Source organism: Nonomuraea sp. B10E15, assembly GCF_039871615.1.
Taxonomy (GTDB): Bacteria; Actinomycetota; Actinomycetes; order Streptosporangiales; family Streptosporangiaceae; genus Nonomuraea.
The window spans coordinates 169,997-190,886 of the sequence record NZ_JBDPMB010000019.1; the positions used below are offsets into that span (position 1 = coordinate 169,997).

A 20,890-nucleotide genomic window follows, 5' to 3' on the forward strand; every position below is an offset into this window, starting at 1 on the left:
AAGGCCCCCTATCCGGAACGCTTGGGAGCCGTGAACGGAACCCGCGTCGGCTACGCCCGCTGCTCCACCGACGAGCAAGACGTCGTGATCCAGACCGAGCAACTCCTGACCCTCGGCGTCCCCGAAGACCGCATCTACATCGACCGCGGTTTCTCCGGCACCACCCGCCGCAACCGCGCCGGCCTCGACCAGGCCCTCGCCGCCGTCTGGAATGGGTCGGTGTTCACGGTCACCAAGTTCGACCGGTTCGCTCGCAACATGGCCGAGGCCAACGAGATCCTCACCGACCTGTCCGGACGGGGCGTCCTGTTCGGACTCGGCGGCTCCGTCTACGACTGGACCGACCCGTTCGGGCGGCTGTTCCTGCAGACCCTCGCCATGGTCGCCGAGTTCGAGGCCAACCTCGGACACATGCGCACCCGCGAGGGTATGGCCCTGGCCAAGAAGAACGGCAAGCTCAAGGGCAAGCAACCCAAATTGCCCGAACCCGCCCGGCGCTCCATCCGCCGCCGATACGCCGAGGGCGAGGTGTCCCTGGCCGACCTGGCCACCGAATACAGCGTCGGACGCTCCACCATCCACCGCATCATCCATGGCCCGGAAACCTCCAGGTGGAGCGATCACACGCCGAAGCTGGACGTCATATTCCGCCCAAGATCATTCTCAGCGCCAACCGCTGTTCCTGGGTTCCCCGACCCCGATCACGTACAGGGAGATCCTCATCGCCCGCTTCGCCGACGGGCGGGTCGCCGAGACCTGGGCGGTCGTCGATGTCATGTCGCAGATGCGGCAGCTCGGCATGTTCGACAGGCCGAACGACTAGCGAACCGTTCACACCCCGCAGGAGACCGCGCGGCGGGACACCGTGGACGGCCGGGCTCGCGACGGCGAGGGTGTGGTGCGGGTGGGGACGGCCTGGGGCCTGCCGGGGTACCTGGTCTGCCGGCATGAGGACGTCCGAGGGGTGCTGGCGGATCCGGCGGTTCAGCAGTGCCCTGACGCCGCTTCGCGGAGCGGGTGCGCTGGATCCCGATGAGGTGGCCAGGATGCGTGCCGGGCAGCTGATCGGGTTGGATCCGCCGGAGCACACCCGGCTGCGCCGGCCGCCGTCGAAGAGCTGCTGCGGTGGCTGTCCATTTCGCAGGCGCCTCCGCCCCGCTCCACCACGGCCGAGGTGGAGATCGCCGGGCAGGTCATCCCCGCGGGGGCGATGGTGATCTGCTCGCTTCCCGCCGCCAACCGCGATCACGCGTTCGTCGGCGACCCGGACCGGCTCGACGTCACCCGGCAGGCCGCCGGTCATGTCGCGTTCGGCCACGGCGTGCATCACTGTCTCGGGGCGCCGCTGGCCCGGATGGAGATGCGCATCGCCTTCTCCCTCCTGTTCCAGCGGTTCCCCCGTCTCGCCCTGGCCGACCCGTACGAGCAGGTCGACTTCCGGGTCTTCAGCGTCGTGTACGGCGTGAACTCGCTCCGGGTGACCTGGTGAGCTCGCGGGTCTGGGGGGTGACGCCGCCCGCGACGACGATCGGATCACGGCGCGCGCACGGCGTGTTGAGACGGTGATTCCTCATCGCCTCGCCGCGGGCGGCACCGGTCAGGGAGCGATGATCAGTTCGGCGATGAGGTCGCCGTCCAGCGTGAAGCGGTAGGCCAGCTCGGCGACGCCGCCCGGGAAGTCGCCCTCCAGACGGTTGCTGGACACCCAGCGCGCGTCGTCGACGCGCTGGGCGCCGATGAGTTCGGTCGTGTAGCTGAACTCGGCTCCGGCTTCGCGCAGGAAGACGAGGATCTCGTCGGTCCCGCGGAAGGTCTGGCCCTGGTCGGCGACCATGGCGGTGGGGGCGAAAGCGCGGAGGGCGGTCTCCGTGTCGCGGGCCGCGTGCGCGGCGAGGAAGCCGCGGATCGTGGCGGGGAGCTGGCCAGGCGAGATGCTAATTGGTGTAGTCATGTCTCCACGGTGCGGCCTCTCCCGACGGGAGGGGCAAGCGCTGGACTCTCCCGCAGGGGGAGGGTGCACACTACAAGCATGCTGGCCATCGGCGAGTTCTCGCGGCTGACCCACCTGAGCGTGCGCACGCTGCGCCGCTACCACGAAGCAGGCCTGCTCGAACCCGCGACGGTGGACCACGCGACCGGCTACCGCTACTACAGCGCGGACCAGATCCCGGCCGCCCAGGTCATCCACCGCCTGCGCGAGCTCGACGTCCCGCTGCCGGACGTCCAACGCATCCTGCGCTCCCCTGACCCCGGCGCGCGCGCCGCCCTTGTCGCCGACCACCTGCGACGGCTCGAATCGGAGCTGGACCGGACACGCGCCGCAGTGGCGTCGCTGCGCCGGCTGCTGCGGCCGGAGCCGGCACCGCTCGACGTCGAGCTGCGCGCCGTCCCGGCCACCACGGTTGCCGCGATCGAGGACGACGTCGAGCACGAACACGTCATCGCCTGGTACGCCGGTGCCGCCGCCGAGCTGGACGCCCTCGTCGCCGAGCCGACCGGCGTCCTCGGCGGGTTGTACGACAACTCGCTTTTCGAAAGCGGCCACGGGCACGTGCTCGTCTACCGGCCGACGCCGGAACCCCCGCGCCGCGGCCGAGTGCACCCGGTGACCCTGCCGGGCGTCGAACTGGCCACCACTACCCATGTCGGCGACCACGACGACATCGACGTCACCTACGGGGAACTCGGCGCCTGGGTCGTGGCCAACGCGCTCGCGGTCGCCGGGCCGGTCCGTGAGCGCTACCTGGTCGGCCCCCGCGACACGGACGACCCGGCGACATGGCGCACCGAGATCGGCTGGCCCGTCTTCCGGGTGGCCCGACCCTGAGCCGGGACGGCTCGCGCCGTCCTCGCTGGGTAACCGGACCGTCTGCAGGGACTCCATGGACAGGGGTCGAGAGATCATGCTCTCTACGCCGCCGGCTCGTCCACGCCCTTCGAGAGACTCCGCACGGAGGAGAACGTGGGGGCGACGCCATGGGACGCCTTGCGCGCTGCCCGGCGCAGCGTGGCCAGGACCGCCGGGCGAGGACGGTGATCGCGACGGTGTTGGTGGTGGCGCGGCCGGTCCCCCAGCCGGGCGGTCAACGTCAGCAGAGTGAATATGGCAAACCGGTGCAGGTTCTCTCATAAGGGATCGCCAGGCCGCGTCTATGCCGTACGTGACCAGCATGGCGATCTCGGCTTTTCCTGTGACACGGTGCGGCAGCAGCCCCGCGCCCATGCCGATCCACGCACAACATCTGGAACGGCGGCCACGGGCCCACGCCGGCCGTTGGATCGCGGACGCGAGCAGGGAGGAGTTCTTCGACGAGGTACGCGTGCCCGTCGACGGCGACGCGGTCGGCTGGCCGAACATCGCGAAGACCGCCACCATCCTGGCCCGCGGGCTCGGCAGACTCTGAGGGCACGACCTGGAGCTGCTCGGCGTTCGCGGCTACGACGCCACGACCCGCGTGGCGTGGGGTCAGGACCTGGGTGCCGGCGCCTCGGTCACCAAGCTGCTGTGGTCACGGACCAGGGTTGTAGGACACGATCCAGGCCCTCACCCGAACGCGGCGATCAAGCCGGCCGTCGCCAGGCCGGTTCCAGCCCCGGCTCTATGGTTCCCGGTGGTTCAGAAGCCGAGGGCCTGCCGGAGCAGCAGGACGGTGCCGCGCCCTGGGAAGGGTTCCGCGTTGAGGACGAGGAGGCGGTTGACGGCGCTGGGCCACCCGTGGACCGCCTGGGTGCGAGCGGTTTCCAGCGGGAGGCAGTGCTCTTCGACGCGGCGTAGCGCGGTGCTCAGGTCGGGCACCACCTTCTGCGCCCCGACGATCCAGATCGCGCGGGCGGCGCCGCCGGAGTAGCTGGGCAACTGGCTTCCGCTGCCAGAGGCGGCCACGAGGGAGCCGGTTTCGGTGACCGCGGCGACGCTCCCCACGACGACGTCGGGGCTGGCGGTCAGCCGCCGGATCTCGTCCCTCTGGGTGGCGCGGTCCATGGCCAGGATGCGTGGCTTGATGGCCTGGTATCGCCCGCTGGCGTTGATGTCCTCATCGATGCCGGACAGGCGCAGGGTCTCGCTGGCCCCGGTGAAAACGCTGGAGCCCTCGGGTATCAGCTCCTTGACGCGGGTACGCGCGGCGGCGACGTCATCGAGGATCTCCACGGTGAAACCGTGTCCGGTCAGCGCGGTGGCCGCCCGCTCCAGGGGCCCCGCGGGCGCCGGGTCGGCGAACGATGTTGCCGGCAATGGGGTGGTCATGATGTCGCTACTTTCTGTTCGCTGGATGATGTGTTCGTTTCAGCCAGTTCGACGACACGGTCCCGTGAAATGTGAGGTGATGCGCCGGCCGCACATTCCGGTGTGCCGTGGCGTCGAGCCGGTACTGAGGGAGCGCTCTACGGGCGATCGGCTCGCCGACGGGAGTGGGAGCGATCGTGGCGGTAGGTCAGCCCCACTGGCCGGGCTCGAAGTCTCCGGTGGCGGGTTGCCGGGTGATGATGTTCATGCGGTTCCAGGCGTTCATGACGGCGATGAGGGCGGTCAGGGCGGCGAGCTGGTCATCGTCGTGGTGCTTGGCGGCGTCGGCCCAGGCCTCGTCGGTGACGCCGCCGGCGTCGGCCGTACGGGTGCCCTGCTCGGCCAGCTCCAGGGCGGCGCGCTCGGCGTCGGTGAAGACGGTCGCCTCCCGCCAGGCCGAGACCAGGTTGATGCGCACCGAGGTCTCCCCCGCGTGGGCGGCTTCCTTGGTGTGCTGGTCGATGCACACGGCGCAGCCGTTGATCTGGCTGACGCGGAGCATCACGAGCTCCCGCGTCGTGGCCGGCAGCGCAGAGTCCGACACGACCTTGCTCGCCGAGACGAACGCCTTCGCGGCCTTCGCTCCGACCGGGTTGCCGGCGTAGTCGAAACGGGCGTCCATGGGATCTCCTTGCCGTGGTGGTCGCTACACCCCTACGACGAACGGTCCGGGCAACGCCGGGACGACCGTTGATGTGACGCACGCCACATCTGCGCGGCATCAGAAGAGGCCATTGCTGTCGAGCGGCGTCAGGCGGGCCGCCGCGTCGTGGTCCGCGGCGGTACGGCACCCTCGCCATGATTCGGGCATTCGCTCCTGTTCCAGCCCGCAACGGCGGAGGGGCCATCCTTAACGTCCTGTCGGCCGCGGCCTGGACCACCGTCGACGGCAAGACCTCCTACGCGGCCGCCGAGTCCGCGCAGTGGGGCCTGGCCAACGGTGTCCGGGTGGAACTGGCCGGCAAGGGAACGCACTTGCCCCAAGCTCATAGCCACAGAAACAGAGCGCGCTGCGCGCCTCGCGAGCGACGCGTGATCAACTCGCCTCATGGCCGTCAAGGTGGGGGGCAGGACCCAATAGGGGACGCATCGTTCGGGGAGTGGCGACGTGGACGCGTTCGATGACGAGCGGGCGCAGTTCGAGCCGAGTGCCGGGCGGTACGACGGTGACCGCGTCTCGCAGTGCCGCCACGGCCGGCTCGAAGCGTTCCGGCGTGTCGGTGTGCAGGGTAAGCAGCGGCTGCCCTGTGCGCACCGATGCGCCCGGTTTGGCGTGCAGTTCTATCCCGGCCGCGGCCTGCACGGGATCCTCCTTGCGGGCGCGGCCGGCGCCCAAGTGCCAGGCGGCCATGCCCACCGCGTAGGCGTCCAGCTTGGCCAGCACGCCGGTGGCGGGCGCCACGACGGCGTGGCTCTCTCTGGCGCGCGGCAGGGTCGCGTCGGGGTCGCCGCCCTGCGCGCTGATCATGCGCCGCCACACGTCCATGGCGGATCCGTCGCGCAGCCGGTCGGCCGGGTCGATCCTGTCGAGCCCGGCAGCGGCGAGCATCTCGCGGGCCAGGGCGTGCGTCAGCTCGACCACGTCGCACGGACCGCCGCCCGCCAGCACCTCCACCGATTCGCGCACTTCCAGGGCGTTGCCCGCGGTCAGGCCGAGTGGGGTGTCCATGTCCGTCAGCACGGCTGTGGTGGTCACCCCATGGTCGCCGCCCAGTGCGACCATGGTCCTGGCGAGCTCGCGGGCCTGCCCGACGTCCTTCATGAACGCGCCGGTGCCGACCTTGACGTCCAGGACGAGGGAGCCGGCGCCTTCGGCGATCTTCTTGCTCATGATGGAGCCGGCGATCAACGGGATGGACTCGACAGTGCCGGTGACGTCGCGCAGCGCGTACAGCTTCCGGTCGGCCGGGGCGAGTTCGTCGCTCGCGGCGCAGACAGCGGCGCCGACCTCGCGGAGCTGGGCGAGCAGCCGCCCCGCCGACAAGCCGGCGCGCCAGCCGGGAATGGTCTCCAGTTTGTCCAGCGTGCCGCCGGTGTGGCCGAGCCCGCGCCCGGACAGTTGTGGCACGACGGCGCCGCAGGCCGCGACCAGGGGCGCCAACGGCAAGGTGATCTTGTCGCCGACGCCCCCCGTCGAATGCTTGTCGACGGTGGGGCGGCCGCCGAGCTCCTGGGCCGGCAGGCGCATGCGCTGCCCGGAGGCGATCAGCGCGGCGGTCCAGCGGGCGATCTCCCTGCGGCTCATGCCGTTGAGCAGGATGGCCATGGCCAGGGCCGCCATCTGCTCCTCCGCCACCCGGCCGCGGGTGTAGCCATGGATGATCCAGTCGATCTGCTCGTCGCTGAGCGTGGCACCGTCGCGTTTGGCGCGGATGACGTCGATGGCCGTCACGTGGCCCATGGGGTCGGTCTCCTCATCGATCGTGGGGGTGGGGGCGCTCGCGCCCGGCGAGCCTTCTGGCCGGGCGCAGCAGGCGGCGCAGCCTCGTGCGCAGCCGCGTTCCGGGCACGAGGTGGCCAGGACGGTAGTCAATGCGCAGGACGTCGTCGCGCCGGGAGAGCGTGTCGATCGCGGCGAGCAGGCGGTTGCCGCGGTGGTCGTCCATTTCCAGGACGACGGTCCGCGACGGTGCGGGCTCGTGGACGTCCTCGCAGATCGTCAAGCTCTCGACCTTCGGCCCGGCGGCCTCGACCGTGCGCAGGATCGTATCCAGCGTGCCGTGCTCGGGCCGGTGAGTGACCCGCAGCGACGGGCTGCGGCGGGCGATGCCGCGCGCCGCGGGTTTGACCATGCGCAGAGCCACCAGGACGAGCATCACCAGGACGAGTCCGGCGGCCAGCGGGAGGTAGGCCCCGGTGCCGCCCGCCATGCCCAGCGCGGCGCTGAGCCACAGGGTCGCCGCCGTGGTCAGGCCGCGGACGACGACGCCGTCCTTGACGATGGCTCCGGCGCCGATGAAGCCGATGCCGGAGGCGATCTGTGCCGCGACGCGGGCCGGGTCGGCCACCGGGGCCCGGGGGATGTCAGCGAATCCGTAGGCTCCGCTGATGGCGAAGACCGCGGCGCCCACGGCTACCAGCGTGTGCGTGCGGATGCCGGCGACGTGGTCGCCGACCTCCCGCTCAAATCCGATCGCGATGCCCGCTCCGGCCGCAGCGGCCAGGCGGATGACGAGTTCAGCCATATCGAGGGTGGGGTGCACGACCCTCCTTTCACGGCAGGCTCAGGAGGGGACGTCGGACAAGTAGGGCCGCAGCGTCGCCAGGTTCCAGATGACGATGTCGGCTCCTGCTTCGGCCAGCGCGGACGCGGGCCGGTATCCGCCGCCGAAACCGACGGGATAGGCGCCGGCCTCGACCGCGCAGCACATGTCGTACTCGACGTCGCCCACGTAGATCACCCGGCCGCTCTCGGCGACGAGCCGGGTCAGCTCGGCCGCCTTGTCCCGCACCGAGCCGATGACCTGCCCCAGCAGATGGTCGACGCGCAACGCGCGGGCGTCCTTCATGATCGCGTCCGGCGCCGCCGCGCTCACCACCACCACGCGCACTCGCTGGTCGGCCGCCGCCCGCAGAATGTCGACGGCCCCGGCGCTCAGGGGCGCGTCGTGTGCCGCCATCTCCTCGTTCCACTGTTTCTCCGCCGCGCCCAGCTGTTCCTCGGGCACACCCGCGGCAAGGAAGAACCGACGCATGGGCAGCGTGAAGGTGTGCTTGAACTCGGCCGGGGTGAGCGTGGCGGCGTCATGCGCGCCGAGGACGCGGTTGACCGCCCGCCTGGCCCGCTCGGCGTCGTCGACCAGCGTGCCGTTCCAGTCGAAGGCGAGCAAGCCGGCTGCTCGCCGGTCGTGGGTGTATGTCATGAGAGCGGATCTCCTTCAGCTAGCGCGATGCGCAACGAGTCCCGGACGCCGGTGGGTGCCGGCTCGAAGGCCAGGGGTCTGTTCAGGTGGGCTGCGATCTCGGTGACGGCATAGCGGGTCAGGGCCAGCCGGCCGCCGGCGGCGGGGCTGCGGATCACCAGGTCGTCGCGTTGCCGCAGGCGGGCCAGGTCCTGCCCGGTCAGGTCGGCCAGGACGACGGAGTCGTCCTGGTAGGGCACCAGCCGCAGGATGTCGGCCTCGGTGACCTCGCCCGCGCCGAGCCAGGCCAGCGTTCCGTCCAGCGGCGGCTGTCCCGTCGCGATCTCCCAGCAGCCGTAGAGCGCGCCGTCACCGCCGTTGGCGCGCGCGAACGCGTCGCCCACGTAGCGCGGCAGGGAGTCATCGACGCCGGGCTGGTTGCGCAAGGGGCGGGTCAGCGTGCCTGCCCGCTGCGCCCGAGCCTGGGCGATCAGGTGGGCGCCGGAGCGGTCCCACGGGGCGGCCGGCTCGGGGACTTCGGTGTAGGTGCGCACGGGCGCGAGAGCGTGGTCGAAGTCGACCACGCCGATCTCCTGGCCGAACGCCCATGGCTGGAGCACGGGCGTCTCGTGCAGCGTGCCGATCCAGCGGCCCAGGGTGTGCCCGGCCACGATCACCTCCACCAGATGCGCCCACGCCCCGATGACGGAGGCGAACCGCGAAGGCAGCGGCCGGCACCCGCCGGTGGCGACGGGCTCCCAGTCCACGCCGTCGTGGACGACGGCCACGATCACGTCGCACCCATCACCTCGCAGTTCTCCGACGGCCTGCCGGATCGCCTCGCCGAGGTCCTCCAGCGGGGCCGCCGGCGGTTCGCGGATCAGGTCGTACAGCGCGGGGGTGGTGCAGCCGACGACGCCCACGGCCAGGCCGTCCACGGCGAACGTCGCGGTGGCGGGCAGCCCGCTGGCGGGGTGGTTGGCGCACAGCGCCGGCGCCCGCATCCGCCGCGCGCCCTCGCGTGCCGTGGGGGTGCCCCAGTCGAACTCGTGATTGCCGGCCACCACCACGTCGGGCCCGAGCTCGTCCATGGCGGTGAACCCGCCGAGACCGCCGGTGAGAGTACTGATCACCCCACCCTGGGCGAAGTCGCCGGCGTCGGCCCACAGGGTGGGCGCGCCGGACCGCAGCCGCCGCACCGTCTCGCGCACGGCGACGCCGCCGGGCAGCCGGCCGTAGCTGGTCGGCCAGGGATGGAAGGAACCGAGCAGGTCGTTGGTGGCCAGAACGCGCAGGCGTGGGACGTCAGGCACGTGTGCTCCGTGGCAGGCGGTACACGCTCCACAGCCGGGCCAGGAGCAGGATGGCGAGCGCTGCGGCATACGGCAGGACGTAGCTGAGCTCGGACCACAGCCCCTCGGACTGCAACGACAGGCCCACGACATCGAAGACGGCGAAGCCGATCGACAGCGGCAGCAGCGTCCACGCCCGCCGGGCCGCGATGAGCACCATGGCCAGCGCCACGAATCCGCGGCCCGAGGTCATGTTCTCGGAGAACTGCGCGACGTCGCCGAGGGCGAGCTGGGCTCCGCCCACGCCCACCAGCGCCCCGCCGGCGAGCAGGGCCGTGGCCCGGGTGCGCCGGACCGGCACGCCGGTGACGGCGGCGATCTCCTCGCGCAGCCCGACGGCGCGCAGTGCCATGCCGGAGCGGGTGTGGCGGAGCCAGACCGCCACGGCGGCCGCCAGCAGCCACCCCAGATAGGTCAGCACGCTGCGTCCGCTGACCACGTCACCGAGCCACGGGACGGCGTCGATGCCCGGCAGGCCGACGTGCGGGATGGGGCGCACCTCGGGGGAGGTGAAGCCGCCGCGGATGCCGAAGGCCCACTGCAGCAGCAGCGGGGTCGCGCCCAGCCCGAGCAGGTTCAACGCGAGCCCGACGAGCAGCACGTCAGCGTGCAGGTACACGCACACCAGGGCGAGCACGCCGGTCACCGCGACGCCCACTGCGGCTGCGCCGAGCACGCCCAGGCCCCAGTTGCTCGCCCAGAAGCTGCACGCCACGGCGGCGAAGCAGCTGAAGATCATGGAGCCTTCGAGTGCGATGTTGAACACGCCGGAGCGCACGCACAGATACCCGCCGAGGGCGACCAGGAGCAGCGAGGTCGCGGCGTCCAGGGTCCGGCCCCAGATCACGACGCTGGTCAGCAGATCGATCATGACGTGACCCTTTCGGCCCTGGGTTGCGGCCCGCGCGCGGTTCCATCCGCCGGGGCGTCCCGGCTCGCCCGCAGGGCCCGGCCCCGGCCATAGGCGACCGCGATCATCACGACGGCCTGGACGACGAGGCTCAGCCTGCTGGACACGCCGATCTCCCGTTCGACGCCGAGCAGCCCGGTCTGCAGACAGGCAAGGAAGAGCGCCCCGGGGACGAGCAGCAGGCTGCCGAGCGGAGCGAGGATGGCAAGGATCATGCCGGTCCAGGCGGCGGAGGAGGCGCCGCCGACAGAGCCGTCGATGTAGCGCAGGAAGACCCCGAGGACCTGGATGCCGCCGGCCAGCCCGGAAACCGCGCCGGCGACCACGGTGACACGCAGCTCGTAGCGCCGGGGCGAGGTGCCGGACGCCGCGGCGAAGCGCGGGTTCTGCCCGTAGAGCCGCAACCGGTGCCCGGCGCGCGTCTGGTTCAGCACCCACCAGTAGAGCACGCACACGGCGACCGCCAGCAGCGCGCCTGCGTGGAAGCTGCTCTGCTCGACGAGCAGCGGCAGCCGGGCGGGCACCAGCCGGGTCTCGATCACGCCGAACGCGGTGGGGTCGCGGAAGACGCGGGTGGTCAGCAGCGTCGCCAGGCCATCGGCGAGGTAGTTCATGATCAGCGACAGGACGAGCACGTCCACTGCGGTCAACCGGCTGAATATGGTGATCAGGGCCGCCCACAGAGCACCGGCCGCCATCGAGACGAGCAGCGTGATCAGGACGTTCAGCAGCGGGGGTCCGCCCAGCGCGGGCGCGGCGGCCCCGGCGGCCACCGCCCCCGCGACGAACATGCCGGGCTGGCCCAGGTTGAAGATGCCGGCGCGGAAGGCGATGCTGGCGCCGATCGCGGTCAGCAGGATGGGCACGGCGGCCGCGACGGTCGCGCCCCAGGCGGTGCCGGAGCCGTACGCGCCGGAGGCGAAGGCGGCCGCCGCGGCGGGCAGGCTGGCTCCTCCCCCGACGGCCGTGATGATCGCCCCGGCGATGGCCAGGCCGGCCAGCAGCGCGACCGCCATGATCCGGACGGCGCGACGATCCACGCTCATGACGCCGCCTCCGCCTCTGACCCCGCTGTCTCGGCGGCGGCCGCTTCCGGGTCGAGGCCGCCCATGAGCTCGCCCAGCCGGGCCCGGGAGAACTCCGCTCTATGCACCTCTCCCGCGACCTCGCCCCGGTACATCACCACGATGCGATCGCTGATCTCGAACAGTTCGTCGAGGTCAGAGGAGATCAGGAGCGTTCCACCACCTTGATCGGCGAAGTCTCTGAGCCGGTCCCTGATGGCCCGCGCCGCCCTGAAGTCGACGCCACGGGTCGGCTCGTGCGCCACCACGACCGTCCCGTCAGAGTTCAGCTCCCTGGCGGCCACGAGCCGCTGCAGGTTGCCCCCGGACAGTTCGCCCGCCTTCTGGCGGATCCCCGCCGTGACGACCTGCCCCGCCTCGACGATCTCGGCCGCGTGCCGCGCCATCGCGCTCTTGCGCAGCCTGCCGAAGCGCCCGGTGAAGGCGGGGCTCACCTCGGACGTGGCGACGTTGTCGACGAGGTCGGCCTCCACCGCGCTCGCCCACTGCCGGGCGTCGGCGGGGATCAACCGCAGCCCCGCGGCGCGACGGCGGTTGGTGGGCCAGCCGTCGGCTCGGACGCCGCCGATCGCGACCTGCCCGAACCCCGGGTGCTCGGCCAGCCCGCACACGTGCTCGACCAGGGTGTCCTGGCCGTTGCCCGCGACCCCGGCGACGCCGGTCACCTCGCCCGCCCGTACCTCGATCCGGTGTCCGGCCACGTCGAGCGAGAGCCTGATGTCCGCGCTCGTGAGGTCGCGCCCGGCGCGCTCGGACGCCACCACACCCGCGCCGCTCTCTCCCACCATCGCCGCGGCCATGCCGGTGACGGTGAACGTGCGATCGGGCCATTGGTGGGTGGTGGCACCGTGGCGGATCACGGTGACCGCGTCGCACAGCGCCTCGACCTCACGCAGCTTGTGGGTGATGAACACAACGGTGTGGCCCTGCTCGACCAGCCGTCGCAGCAGCTCTGACATGGCATCGACCTCGCTGGGCGTGAGCAGTGCGGTGGGCTCGTCCATGAGGATCAGCTCGGCGCGGTGGTACAGGATGCGCAGGATCTCCATGCGCTGCTGCAGGGCCAGCGGCAGCAGCGCGGCCTCCTCCTGGAGGGGCAGCGGCAGCCGGATCTCCTCCATGAGCTCGCCGATCCGCTTGGCGGCGGCGCGCCGGGAGACGAGCCCGTGCCGCAGCGGCTCCGAGCCGAAGATGATGTTCTCCAGGACGGAGAACTCGGGGACGGTGGACAACTGCTGCCGGATCAGGCCCGGGACGGCGCCGACCTCCAGGTGCCCGGAGTCGGGCGTCAGCTCGCCCATGACGACCTTCATCAGCGTGGACTTGCCGGCGCCGTTCTCGCCGACCAGCCCGTGGATCGTGCCGCGCCGCACGCGCAGGTCGGTGCCGTTGAGGGCGCGTACCGGGCCGAAGCTCTTGCGGATGTCGCCGCACACCAGGACGTCGGTCACGGTCACTGCCCCGCCACCGGGTTGGCGACGGTGATGGCGCCCGCCACGATGTCGTCGTAGGCGGCCTTGGCGGCCTTGACGACGTCGGCGGGCACCCGGTCGTCGTACGTGCCGGAGGAGGTGGTCATCGGGTCGAAGACGAACACGTCGTCCTTGAGCGTGAGGTTTCTGGTGCCGCCTCTCGGCTCTCCCGTCCACTTCTCGCCGAACAGCAGGCGGACCGAGTCAGCGACCTTCATCGACATGGTGAACGCCACGCCCTTCTCGCCGGCCTTGCCGGCCTCCTCGGGATCGACCGCCGCGACGGAGAAGCCGTTCTTGGCGGCCTCGGAGATGACGCCCAGGTTCGAGCCCGAGGCGGGCAGGATGACGTCCGCGCCCTGCTGCTTCTGCGCGATGGCCAAGGTGAGCGACTTCGCCGGGTCGGAGAACGAGCCGACGTAGTTGATGAGGACCTTGGTGCCGGGGACGGCGGCCTTGGCACCCGCTTCGTAGCCCGCCTGCCAGCGCTTGAGCGACGGGACCTCCATGCCGAAGACCGCGCCGATCGTCTTCGTCTTCGACAGCAGCGCGGCGCTCACGCCGGCCACGTAGGTGGCCTGTTCGACGGCCCAGGCGTAGGAGCGCACGTTGGGCAGGTCCACCTCGGCGTCGAGGATGGCGAACTGCTGGCCGGGGAACTCCTTGGCGACCTGCGTGAGGGGCTCGGCCGCCGAGAAGCCCGCGGTGGCGATCACCTGCTTGCAACCGCGCTGGGCGAAAGCGCGGAAGTTGTCGGCGATGGCCGTCGGAGTGGCCGACTCGACCGAGTCGATGGTCACGTCCAGCTCCTTCTTGGCCTGCTGGACACCGTCCTCGGCCCATTTCTCGAACAGGCTGCTGCCGATGGTCGCGGCGTGGACGAAGGCGTACCCGCAGTCGCCGTTCCTGGCGGCCCGGGGCGCGGGGTTGGTGGTGGTTGCGGTGCTGCATGCGCTGGTCAGGACGAGTGCGGTTGCGAGGACGAGGAGTCGTTTCATGGCTGAGGCCTTCTCGCGGAGGGGGTGGGGTCGAGGGTCCAGCGCCCGTCCTGGAACATCCAGTGTTCGAGCGCGGGAGTGGGGCGCGAGGCGGCGCGCAGCGGCACGGTCTCGCGGTCGACGTTGAGCCCATCGGGCTCGGTACGCAGGGTCAGCAGGGTCACGGCGTGCGGACTTTCGATGAGCGGGGCCATCGACAGCTGCAGGAGCCGCCCGCTGCGCGCCGCGTGGTGGCGGTGCACGTGGCCGTGCAGGACGACGCCCGGGCCCCGGTGGCGGTGCAGTTGCCGGCGCAGCGGCCCGACGCCGCCCAGATGGTCAGGGTGTCTGAGGTGCTGCCTGGTGAGATCGGCTTCGATGTCGAGGATGGGATAGTGGCTGATCATGACGAGCGGACGGTCGCCGGGCAGGTCGTGCAGCTCGTCCCCGTCCAGGACGTGGCCGCCCTGGCGGCTCGCCCTGATGGGAACGCCGGCGACATGGAGGCCGCCGAACGCCGGTGACGGCGACGGAGTCAGCCCCGGCACCGTCAAAGCCGGAATCGCCTGCTTCGCGGCGGCCAGGGCGTCGCGTACCGGTTCGACGTCGTGGTTGCCCGCGACGGCGATGACGGGCCGGCCCGCGCGGGCCAGCTCGCGCAGGCCGCGCACGAGCAGGTCGGGCTCGGCGAAGTTCGTCACGTCGCCGAGGAGCATGACGGCCTCGGCGGCGCTGGCCGCCACGAAGTCGACAGCCTCCCGCCACAGCGTCCACGACTCCGGGAGCAGGAGCCGGTCGTTCCAGTGGCCGTACGGTGTGCCGGGCGAGCAGAGATGGCTGTCGGCGATGACGGCGAGGCGGGCGGCGGCCATCAGAACCGGTGCTCCGCCAGCACACCGCCGGTCAGTTCCAGGGCCGCGGAGGCCGCCGCCGGGCGGCGCTGCGCCAGCGCGACGAACATGGCGTCCAGCAGCGAAAGGTGGGCGATGCGGCTGGCCATCGCCTCGATGCGGAACGACGTCTCGCGGCTTCCGGCGACCAGCACGGCGTCGACGACGTCCGTCAGTGGAGAGCGGGCGAAGCTGGTGACAGCGATGGTGGTGGCGCGCACGTCGCGAGCCGCCTCGACCGCCGCGACGGTCTCCCTGGTGGACCCGGTGTGGCTGACGGCCAGGCACACGTCGGAGGGGCCGAGCAACCGGGCCGTGACATGCTGCACGTGCGTGTCGGCGGGGGCGTCGGCGTGCAGACCTATGGTGATCAGGCGGTAGGCGAAGTCCTGGGCCAGGGGGGCCGAGGTGCCCACCCCGACGACGAGGATGCGGCCGGCGTCGTGCAGGGCGTTGACGGCCGTCTCCAGCTGCGCGGGGTCGATGGTCGAGGTGACGTCGCGCAGCGCCTCCGCGTCCAAGGTGATGATCTTGTTGAGCACGGAGAGCGGGCTGTCGTCTGCCGTGATCCTTGGAGTGGCCAGAGCGTTGCCGGTGCCGAGCTCGCTGGCGATGGCCAGTTTCAGGGCGTGATAGCCGCGCAGCCCGAGCCGCTGGCAGAACCGGACGACGGTGGACGAGGCGGTCCCGGCCTCGGCCGCCAGATCGCTGATCGTGGAGTGGACAACGGCCGACGGGTCCCGCAGGACGGCGTCCGAGACGCGCAGGTCTCCTCGCGCGAAGGACGGGCGCATGGCCCGGATGCGGGCGAGGATGCCGGAGCCGTCGTCCGGGTGCATCTCGGCCGCGCGGCTCTCGTTGGGGGGTTCCATGGCTGCCCTTTCGGATGTGGATTCCAGGACAGTAGCGACATATGGAAAATAATTCCAGAGTGTTTGGTGAACTTTCTGCAGCTTCGCGGCATGCAAGCGGCTAACCCGCCAGGCGAGCGACGATGATCGCCATGGATGTGGAACTCAGTTCCAAGCCCGCCGAGCGGCCCACGGACCGGACTTCCCCACCTTCGATGTGTCGCCCGTGGAACAGCACCGGGAGCGCCTCTCAGGCCGGCCGCGCGACGCCGCGCCTGCCCGACCCGGAAACCTGGATGCCCTGCCGTCCAGAACGCCCTCTCCAGAAGATCGCTGCGGCGGAGCTCCTGGGGACGATGAGGATGTGCGCAAGATCGAACGGGAAACCTGGCGGTCACCCGCCGATCATGTAAAAAAGCTTTGACATGGAGTCTGGCGTGTTTTACATTGCATGATGTCAGCTTTGTTTTACATGAGGAGCGGGCATGGCCTTCGAGGAGAAACGCGCCTGGGTGATGATCGTGGTCACCATCGGCGCGTACACGATCTACGTGGTGACCGTCCTGGGCCGGGCCGGCGGCGGCCCGCTTCCCGACGTCGCCTACGCCGGACCTCTGCTGTGGACCATCGGCGGCGCCATCGTCGCCGCGATCGTGGCCAACATCGCGATGGCCGTCGCGGGCGGCCACGGCACCGACCGCACCGACGAGCGCGATCGCGAGATCAACCACGTCAGCGAGCGCATCGGGCAGTCGATCGTCGTCATCGGCGCGCTCGCCGCACTGGTCATGGCCATCGCCGAACTGCGCCACTTCTGGATCGCCAACGCCGTCTACCTGGCGTTCGTGCTGTCCGCGGGGCTCAGCTCGGTTGCCAAGATCATGGCGTACCGCAAGGGCGGCTTCCAGACGTGGTGAAGCCGACGCAGGTCACCAACACGATCCGGGCCCTGCGGTTCGCGCACGGCGAGATGACCCAGGCCGAGCTGGCCGACCGGGTCGGCGTCACCCGCCAGACCATCATCGCGATCGAACAGGGTCGCTACTCCCCCTCGCTGGAGATGGCCTTCCGCATCGCCCGGGTGTTCCGGGTCGGGCTCGACGACGTCTTCCAGTACCCCGACACCGAAGGAGACCCCTCATGAGGGCGATCGTCCAGGACGAGTACGGCCCGCCACACACGCTGAGCCTCGGCGAGGTCCCGGCCCCGACGCCCGGCGCCGACGACGTGCTGATCCGGGTGCACGCGGCCGGCGTCGACTACGGCGTGTGGCACGTCATGACCGGGCTGCCGCTCATCGGCCGCCTCGGTTTCGGCCTGCGCCGGCCCCGCAACCGCGTGCCGGGCATGGACGTGGCCGGCGTCGTGGAGTCCGTCGGCGCCAACGTGACCGCGTTACGCCCCGGCGACGAGGTGTACGGCGCGGCGACCGGCACGTACGCGCAGTTCGCGCTCGCCCGCCCGGGCAAGCTCGCCCGCAAGCCCGCCAACCTGAGCTTCACCGAAGCGGCGGCCGTACCCGTGTCGGGGGTGACCGCGTTGCGGGCCGTCGGCCAGGTCACCGCCGGCGCGAAGGTGCTGGTCATCGGCGCCGGCGGCGGAGTGGGCAGCTTCGCGACGCAACTCGCGGTCGCCGGCGGCGCCCACGTCACCGGCGTGTGCAGCACGGCCAAGGCCGACCTCGTCCGGTCGCTGGGCGCCCAGGCCGTCATCGACTACACGCGCGAGCCCCTCACCGGGACGTACGATCTGATCATCGACATCGCGGGCCTGCGGCCGCTGGCCCTGCTGCGCGGGCTGCTCGCCGAGCGCGGCCGGCTGGTCATCATCGGCGGCGAGGGCGGCGGTCGGTGGTTCGGCGGACTCGGCCGGCTGCTCGCCGCCCGGCTGATCACCCCGTTCACGCGCCAGAGCCTGGACGCGCTGATCGCGCTGACCCGCACCGCCGACCTGGACGCGCTGCGCGACCTCATCGAGGCCGGGTCCGTGCGACCGGCCGTCGGACGCACGTACTCCCTGGCGGAGGCCCCCACCGCGGTAGGGGACCTGGCTGCGGGCAACGCGCCGGGAAAGCTCGTCATCACGGTCGATTGACCCCGGGACGTCGGGATCAACAGCCTGCTACTGCGGGGCGACAAACCGATCAGGAATCGAGAAGCGCCAGTCCCTGAGCCGCACCTAGCGTGATCTGTCATGGAGCGCACCACGTTGGTGGCGGCCACCCGCCGGCCACCGTCATGATCGCCGATGGCGATGTGCTCGGCTGCGCAACGACCGACGAGTGCCGGGCCATGCCCTCGCACTCAGCTCGTCGCGACAACACCGAGCATCGGCTCACCCAGCACGAAGACGTCCGGGTGAGCCGAGCCATGGGCGATCGGTGCGCTGCATCCAGTGCCGCTGTCCACGGACTGAACAGGAGCGTTGCAGTCAGCGACGTCCGCAGGCGGCTGAACGTCCCTCCCGGCAGGTCGCTCTGGCCGGGGTTGCTCGTCTTCCAGAGGAGGTCTCATTGACCGGGAACACGTGGGTTCGGCAGACTCACCGCTGGTTGTCCATCGTCTTCACGGCGACCGTCTTGGTCAGTATCGTCGCCGTGCTCCAGGAGGAGCCTGCCGAGTGGGTGTTCTACTTGCCGCTGCTCCCGCTCGTCTTGCAGCTGTTCACGGGTCTGTACTTGTTCGTGTTGCCGTATGCCGCCAGACGGCGCAGTGGGCAGCGCCCCGCTCGGGAGACATGACCCGGACGCTCAGCCCGGGAAGACGCAGCCGGGCCGGCGACAACCCGGCGCTCACCGCGCCGGCCGACCGCTTCGATCCGAGTCGAGTCGAGGAGTGAGGCGAACGTCATCTCCGTCGTGAGGTCCTAGGCGGTTACGCGACCCACCTGCTCGGCGGACGTGTCCGGTGCGGTGGTCAGGCGGCGCCTGCGCCTGGGCAGGCCGTAGGTGGGGTGTGAGGTGGCCCACAGTGCCGTCGTGAGGATTCCCGCCTTGACCCGCGCGGCTTTGCGGCCGCCCTGGTACGTCGGTTTTGCCTGCCCTTCGTGGTCGATCATCTGCAGGATTCCGTCTCGCCGCCCGAGGCTGATGTGGTTGTAGGTGTAGACCAGTTTCGTGTTCGTGATCGTGCGCCCGGTCAGGCGTGCCACGATCGCCTCGATCGCCTGCCGGCTGGTGTAGCCGGCCGACGCGCACGACATCGGCATCGGCCGGCCGTTGTCGCCGATGGCGTGGGCGCTGTCGCCGATGGCGTACACGTCGGGGTGCGAGATCGACCGCATGGTGCGATCGACGACGATCTGACCGTTCTCGGTGACCTCCAGCCCGCTGTCGGCGGCGATGGGGTTGACCGCGAACCCGGCTGTCCACACGGTCGCGTCGGACGCCAGGGTGGTGCCGCCGGCGCACCGCAGCAGCGTCGCGTCGACGGCTTCGACGCTGGTGTGCTCCAGGACGGTGATGCCCAGCCGGTCGCAGGCCCGGCGCAGGTGGCCGCGGGCTCCGGCGGAGAGCCGGGCGCCCAGCTGCCTGCGGGCGATGAGCGTCACCGACAGGCCGGGCCGGGATTCGGCGATCTCGGTGGCGGTCTCGATGCCGGTCAGCCCGTCGCCGACGACCACCACGCTCCCGCCTTCGCCCCGCTTGTCCAGGCTGTCCAGGCGTTCGCACAGGCGCAGCGCCGAAGGCCGGCCGGTGACGTCGAAGGCGTGCTCGGCCACACCGGGGACGCCGTGGTCGGCGACGTGGCTGCCGAGCGCGTAGACCAGCGTGTCGTAGCCGAGCTCGCCGGCGTCGGTGCCGGCCATGGCGACGAGCCGGCGCTCGAGGTCGACGGTGGTGACGCGGGCCAGGCGCAGCCGTATCCCCGTGTCCGCGAAGACGTCGGCGAGCTTGGGAACCTCGACCTCCTGGCCGGCCGCCACCTGGGGCAGCCGCATGCGCTGCACGAAGTGCGGCACGGCGTTGACCACGGTGATCACGGTGTCCTTCGGGGACAGCCGGCGGGCCAGGTTGCCGGCCGCGTAGGCTCCGGCATAGCCGGCGCCGAGGACGACGATGCGGTGCTTCATGTGGTGCTCCTGTCGGGTCGTTTGCTTTGTGGTGAGTGGGCCCGGTCCCGGGTCACCGATCTTCGTGTTGGGGCTTGCCGTGCGCCTGTGCCGAGAGGTCCTGCCAGTCGGCCCAGGTCTTGAGCCGGTCGGCGTAGGCCTGCTGGAGCATCGGGTAGAAGCCCTGCCCGAACAGCACCCGCAGCGGCGGCTGGTCGGAGTCGACGAGCGTGAGGAGGGCTTGGGCGGCGGCGGCCGGGTCGCCGGCGGGCTGCTTGCCCGCGAACGCGGCGATCCGCTGGCGAAGCCCGTCGTAGATCGGGTCCTGCTCGGCCAGGTGGCCGTTGGCGAGGGGGTCGGGGTTCTTGCCGTCCCTGGTGGCGAAGCCGCCGGGCTCGATGACGGTCACCTTGATGCCGAACTCGGCGACCTCCTGGGCGAGGGATTCGTTCAGTGCTTCCAGGGCCCACTTGGAGGCGCTGTAGGCGCCGCTGAGCGGCATCGCCACGAGCCCGGCCGCGGAGGACAGCTGGATGATGTGCCCGGAGCGCTGCTCGCGTAGACAGGGCAGCGCGGCCTGGATCACCCATAGGGCGCCGAACAGGTTGGTCTCCAGCTGGTCGCGCAGGTGCTGCTCGGTCAGCTCCTCGACCGCGCCGACCTGGGCGTAGCCGGCGTTGTTCACGATGACGTCGAGCCGGCCGAAGTGCTCGGCCGCCCGCTTCACGGACTCGAAGACGGTGGCCTTGTCGGTCACGTCCAGCTCCAGCGGGAGCACCGCCTCGCCGTGGGCGGCGGCCAGGTCGTCCAGGCTGGCGATGTTGCGGGCGGCCGCGGCCACCTTGTCGCCGCGCGACAGGGCGGCCTCGACAAACTGACGGCCGAGGCCGCGGGAGGAACCGGTGACGAACCAGACCTTGCTCATTATGGCTTTCCGTTCCTTGTGGTTGCGCGATCACCACGCGACGGGCGCCATGGTGATCGCTCGGGAAGTTGCGTGCCGCGCGCATCGTTCGCGCGGCGTCCTGACCATGCGGCGTTCGTGTCCCGGACTTTGTGACAGGGCGCTCACGTGAGGTGTGTCACCGATGGCGGGTGTCACACAGCGGTGGGCGCCGGCGCCTTGTGCATAGAGCAACGATTACGGGTGGACAGGCGGGAGCCAGGTATGGACGA

The 20,890-nt window shown here is 71.1% G+C and carries 21 protein-coding genes and 1 pseudogene; 7 read left to right on the forward strand and 15 right to left on the reverse strand.

Annotation, left to right across the window (positions count from 1 at the left end):
• Window positions 1–30 precede the first annotated feature (30 nt).
• Together ABGB14_RS37775 and ABGB14_RS37780 are read left to right on the forward strand one after the other, a co-directional pair.
• The gene (locus ABGB14_RS37775; protein WP_347648643.1) at window positions 31–951 is read left to right on the forward strand and encodes a recombinase family protein; all 921 of its coding nucleotides are present in this window, start codon (window positions 31–33) and stop codon (window positions 949–951) included.
• Window positions 952–1,111: 160 nt separating this feature from the next.
• Window positions 1,112–1,489, forward strand: a pseudogene (locus ABGB14_RS37780) (cytochrome P450); the annotation flags it as partial.
• Between the two features lie 108 nt (window positions 1,490–1,597).
• Here ABGB14_RS37780 and ABGB14_RS37785 read toward each other — a convergent pair.
• Entirely contained in the window at window positions 1,598–1,951 is a 354-nt protein-coding gene (locus ABGB14_RS37785) for a nuclear transport factor 2 family protein (RefSeq protein WP_347648644.1), read from the reverse strand.
• A gap of 78 nt (window positions 1,952–2,029) precedes the next feature.
• On the opposite strand from ABGB14_RS37785, the gene ABGB14_RS37790 reads away from it, so the two are divergent.
• Window positions 2,030–2,827: a MerR family transcriptional regulator gene (locus tag ABGB14_RS37790; RefSeq protein WP_347648645.1), complete on the forward strand. Its 798-nt coding sequence runs from the start codon at window positions 2,030–2,032 to the stop codon at window positions 2,825–2,827.
• A 394-nt stretch (window positions 2,828–3,221) separates the two neighbouring features.
• Window positions 3,222–3,404: a hypothetical protein gene (locus ABGB14_RS37795; protein WP_347648646.1), complete on the forward strand. Its 183-nt coding sequence runs from the start codon at window positions 3,222–3,224 to the stop codon at window positions 3,402–3,404.
• 212 nt (window positions 3,405–3,616) lie between these two features.
• On the opposite strand, the gene ABGB14_RS37800 is transcribed toward ABGB14_RS37795, so the two are convergent.
• The 12 genes from ABGB14_RS37800 to ABGB14_RS37855 form a co-directional block, all read right to left on the reverse strand.
• Complete coding sequence (locus ABGB14_RS37800; protein WP_347648647.1) at window positions 3,617–4,246, reverse strand: LUD domain-containing protein; 630 nt, start codon at window positions 4,244–4,246, stop codon at window positions 3,617–3,619.
• Between the two features lie 187 nt (window positions 4,247–4,433).
• Complete coding sequence (locus ABGB14_RS37805) at window positions 4,434–4,907, reverse strand: carboxymuconolactone decarboxylase family protein (protein WP_347648648.1); 474 nt, start codon at window positions 4,905–4,907, stop codon at window positions 4,434–4,436.
• A 414-nt stretch (window positions 4,908–5,321) separates the two neighbouring features.
• Window positions 5,322–6,677 (reverse strand): thymidine phosphorylase, encoded by a 1,356-nt coding sequence (locus ABGB14_RS37810; RefSeq protein WP_347648670.1) that lies wholly within the window; start codon window positions 6,675–6,677, stop codon window positions 5,322–5,324.
• A gap of 22 nt (window positions 6,678–6,699) precedes the next feature.
• Entirely contained in the window at window positions 6,700–7,470 is a 771-nt protein-coding gene (locus ABGB14_RS37815; protein WP_347648649.1) for an MgtC/SapB family protein, read from the reverse strand.
• A 39-nt stretch (window positions 7,471–7,509) separates the two neighbouring features.
• Window positions 7,510–8,148, reverse strand: coding sequence for an HAD hydrolase-like protein (locus tag ABGB14_RS37820; RefSeq protein ID WP_347648650.1), 639 nt, complete (start codon window positions 8,146–8,148; stop codon window positions 7,510–7,512).
• The gene (locus ABGB14_RS37825; protein WP_347648651.1) at window positions 8,145–9,440 is read right to left on the reverse strand and encodes a metallophosphoesterase; all 1,296 of its coding nucleotides are present in this window, start codon (window positions 9,438–9,440) and stop codon (window positions 8,145–8,147) included. Before ABGB14_RS37825 ends, ABGB14_RS37820 begins: the two co-directional genes overlap by 4 nt.
• Window positions 9,433–10,350 (reverse strand): hypothetical protein, encoded by a 918-nt coding sequence (locus tag ABGB14_RS37830; protein WP_347648652.1) that lies wholly within the window; start codon window positions 10,348–10,350, stop codon window positions 9,433–9,435. Before ABGB14_RS37830 ends, ABGB14_RS37825 begins: the two co-directional genes overlap by 8 nt.
• Window positions 10,347–11,435, reverse strand: a complete 1,089-nt coding sequence (locus ABGB14_RS37835) for a hypothetical protein (protein ID WP_347648653.1) — start codon at window positions 11,433–11,435, stop codon at window positions 10,347–10,349. The genes ABGB14_RS37830 and ABGB14_RS37835 overlap by 4 nt, the downstream gene beginning before the upstream one ends.
• Window positions 11,432–12,925, reverse strand: a complete 1,494-nt coding sequence (locus ABGB14_RS37840; protein WP_347648654.1) for an ATP-binding cassette domain-containing protein — start codon at window positions 12,923–12,925, stop codon at window positions 11,432–11,434. Before ABGB14_RS37840 ends, ABGB14_RS37835 begins: the two co-directional genes overlap by 4 nt.
• Before the next feature lie 2 nt (window positions 12,926–12,927).
• On the reverse strand, window positions 12,928–13,944 hold the full coding sequence (locus ABGB14_RS37845) for a BMP family ABC transporter substrate-binding protein (protein ID WP_347648655.1): 1,017 nt from the start codon (window positions 13,942–13,944) through the stop codon (window positions 12,928–12,930).
• The gene (locus tag ABGB14_RS37850; protein ID WP_347648656.1) at window positions 13,941–14,795 is read right to left on the reverse strand and encodes a metallophosphoesterase; all 855 of its coding nucleotides are present in this window, start codon (window positions 14,793–14,795) and stop codon (window positions 13,941–13,943) included. The genes ABGB14_RS37845 and ABGB14_RS37850 overlap by 4 nt, the downstream gene beginning before the upstream one ends.
• Window positions 14,795–15,685 carry a MurR/RpiR family transcriptional regulator gene (locus tag ABGB14_RS37855; protein ID WP_347648657.1) on the reverse strand — a complete coding sequence of 297 codons (891 nt, stop codon included), beginning with the start codon at window positions 15,683–15,685 and terminating at the stop codon, window positions 14,795–14,797. Before ABGB14_RS37855 ends, ABGB14_RS37850 begins: the two co-directional genes overlap by 1 nt.
• A gap of 464 nt (window positions 15,686–16,149) precedes the next feature.
• On the opposite strand from ABGB14_RS37855, the gene ABGB14_RS37860 reads away from it, so the two are divergent.
• From ABGB14_RS37860 to ABGB14_RS37870, 3 genes are read left to right on the forward strand one after another with little or no spacing between them, the layout of a single operon-like run.
• Window positions 16,150–16,581, forward strand: a complete 432-nt coding sequence (locus tag ABGB14_RS37860; RefSeq protein WP_347648658.1) for a hypothetical protein — start codon at window positions 16,150–16,152, stop codon at window positions 16,579–16,581.
• Window positions 16,575–16,808 carry a helix-turn-helix transcriptional regulator gene (locus ABGB14_RS37865; protein WP_347648659.1) on the forward strand — a complete coding sequence of 78 codons (234 nt, stop codon included), beginning with the start codon at window positions 16,575–16,577 and terminating at the stop codon, window positions 16,806–16,808. Before ABGB14_RS37860 ends, ABGB14_RS37865 begins: the two co-directional genes overlap by 7 nt.
• Window positions 16,805–17,758 (forward strand): NAD(P)-dependent alcohol dehydrogenase, encoded by a 954-nt coding sequence (locus tag ABGB14_RS37870; protein WP_347648660.1) that lies wholly within the window; start codon window positions 16,805–16,807, stop codon window positions 17,756–17,758. The genes ABGB14_RS37865 and ABGB14_RS37870 overlap by 4 nt, the downstream gene beginning before the upstream one ends.
• 771 nt (window positions 17,759–18,529) lie before the next feature.
• On the opposite strand, the gene ABGB14_RS37875 is transcribed toward ABGB14_RS37870, so the two are convergent.
• Complete coding sequence (locus ABGB14_RS37875; protein ID WP_347648661.1) at window positions 18,530–19,735, reverse strand: FAD-dependent oxidoreductase; 1,206 nt, start codon at window positions 19,733–19,735, stop codon at window positions 18,530–18,532.
• A 52-nt stretch (window positions 19,736–19,787) separates the two neighbouring features.
• Window positions 19,788–20,639: an SDR family NAD(P)-dependent oxidoreductase gene (locus tag ABGB14_RS37880; protein WP_347648662.1), complete on the reverse strand. Its 852-nt coding sequence runs from the start codon at window positions 20,637–20,639 to the stop codon at window positions 19,788–19,790.
• Window positions 20,640–20,890: the final 251 nt, after the last annotated feature.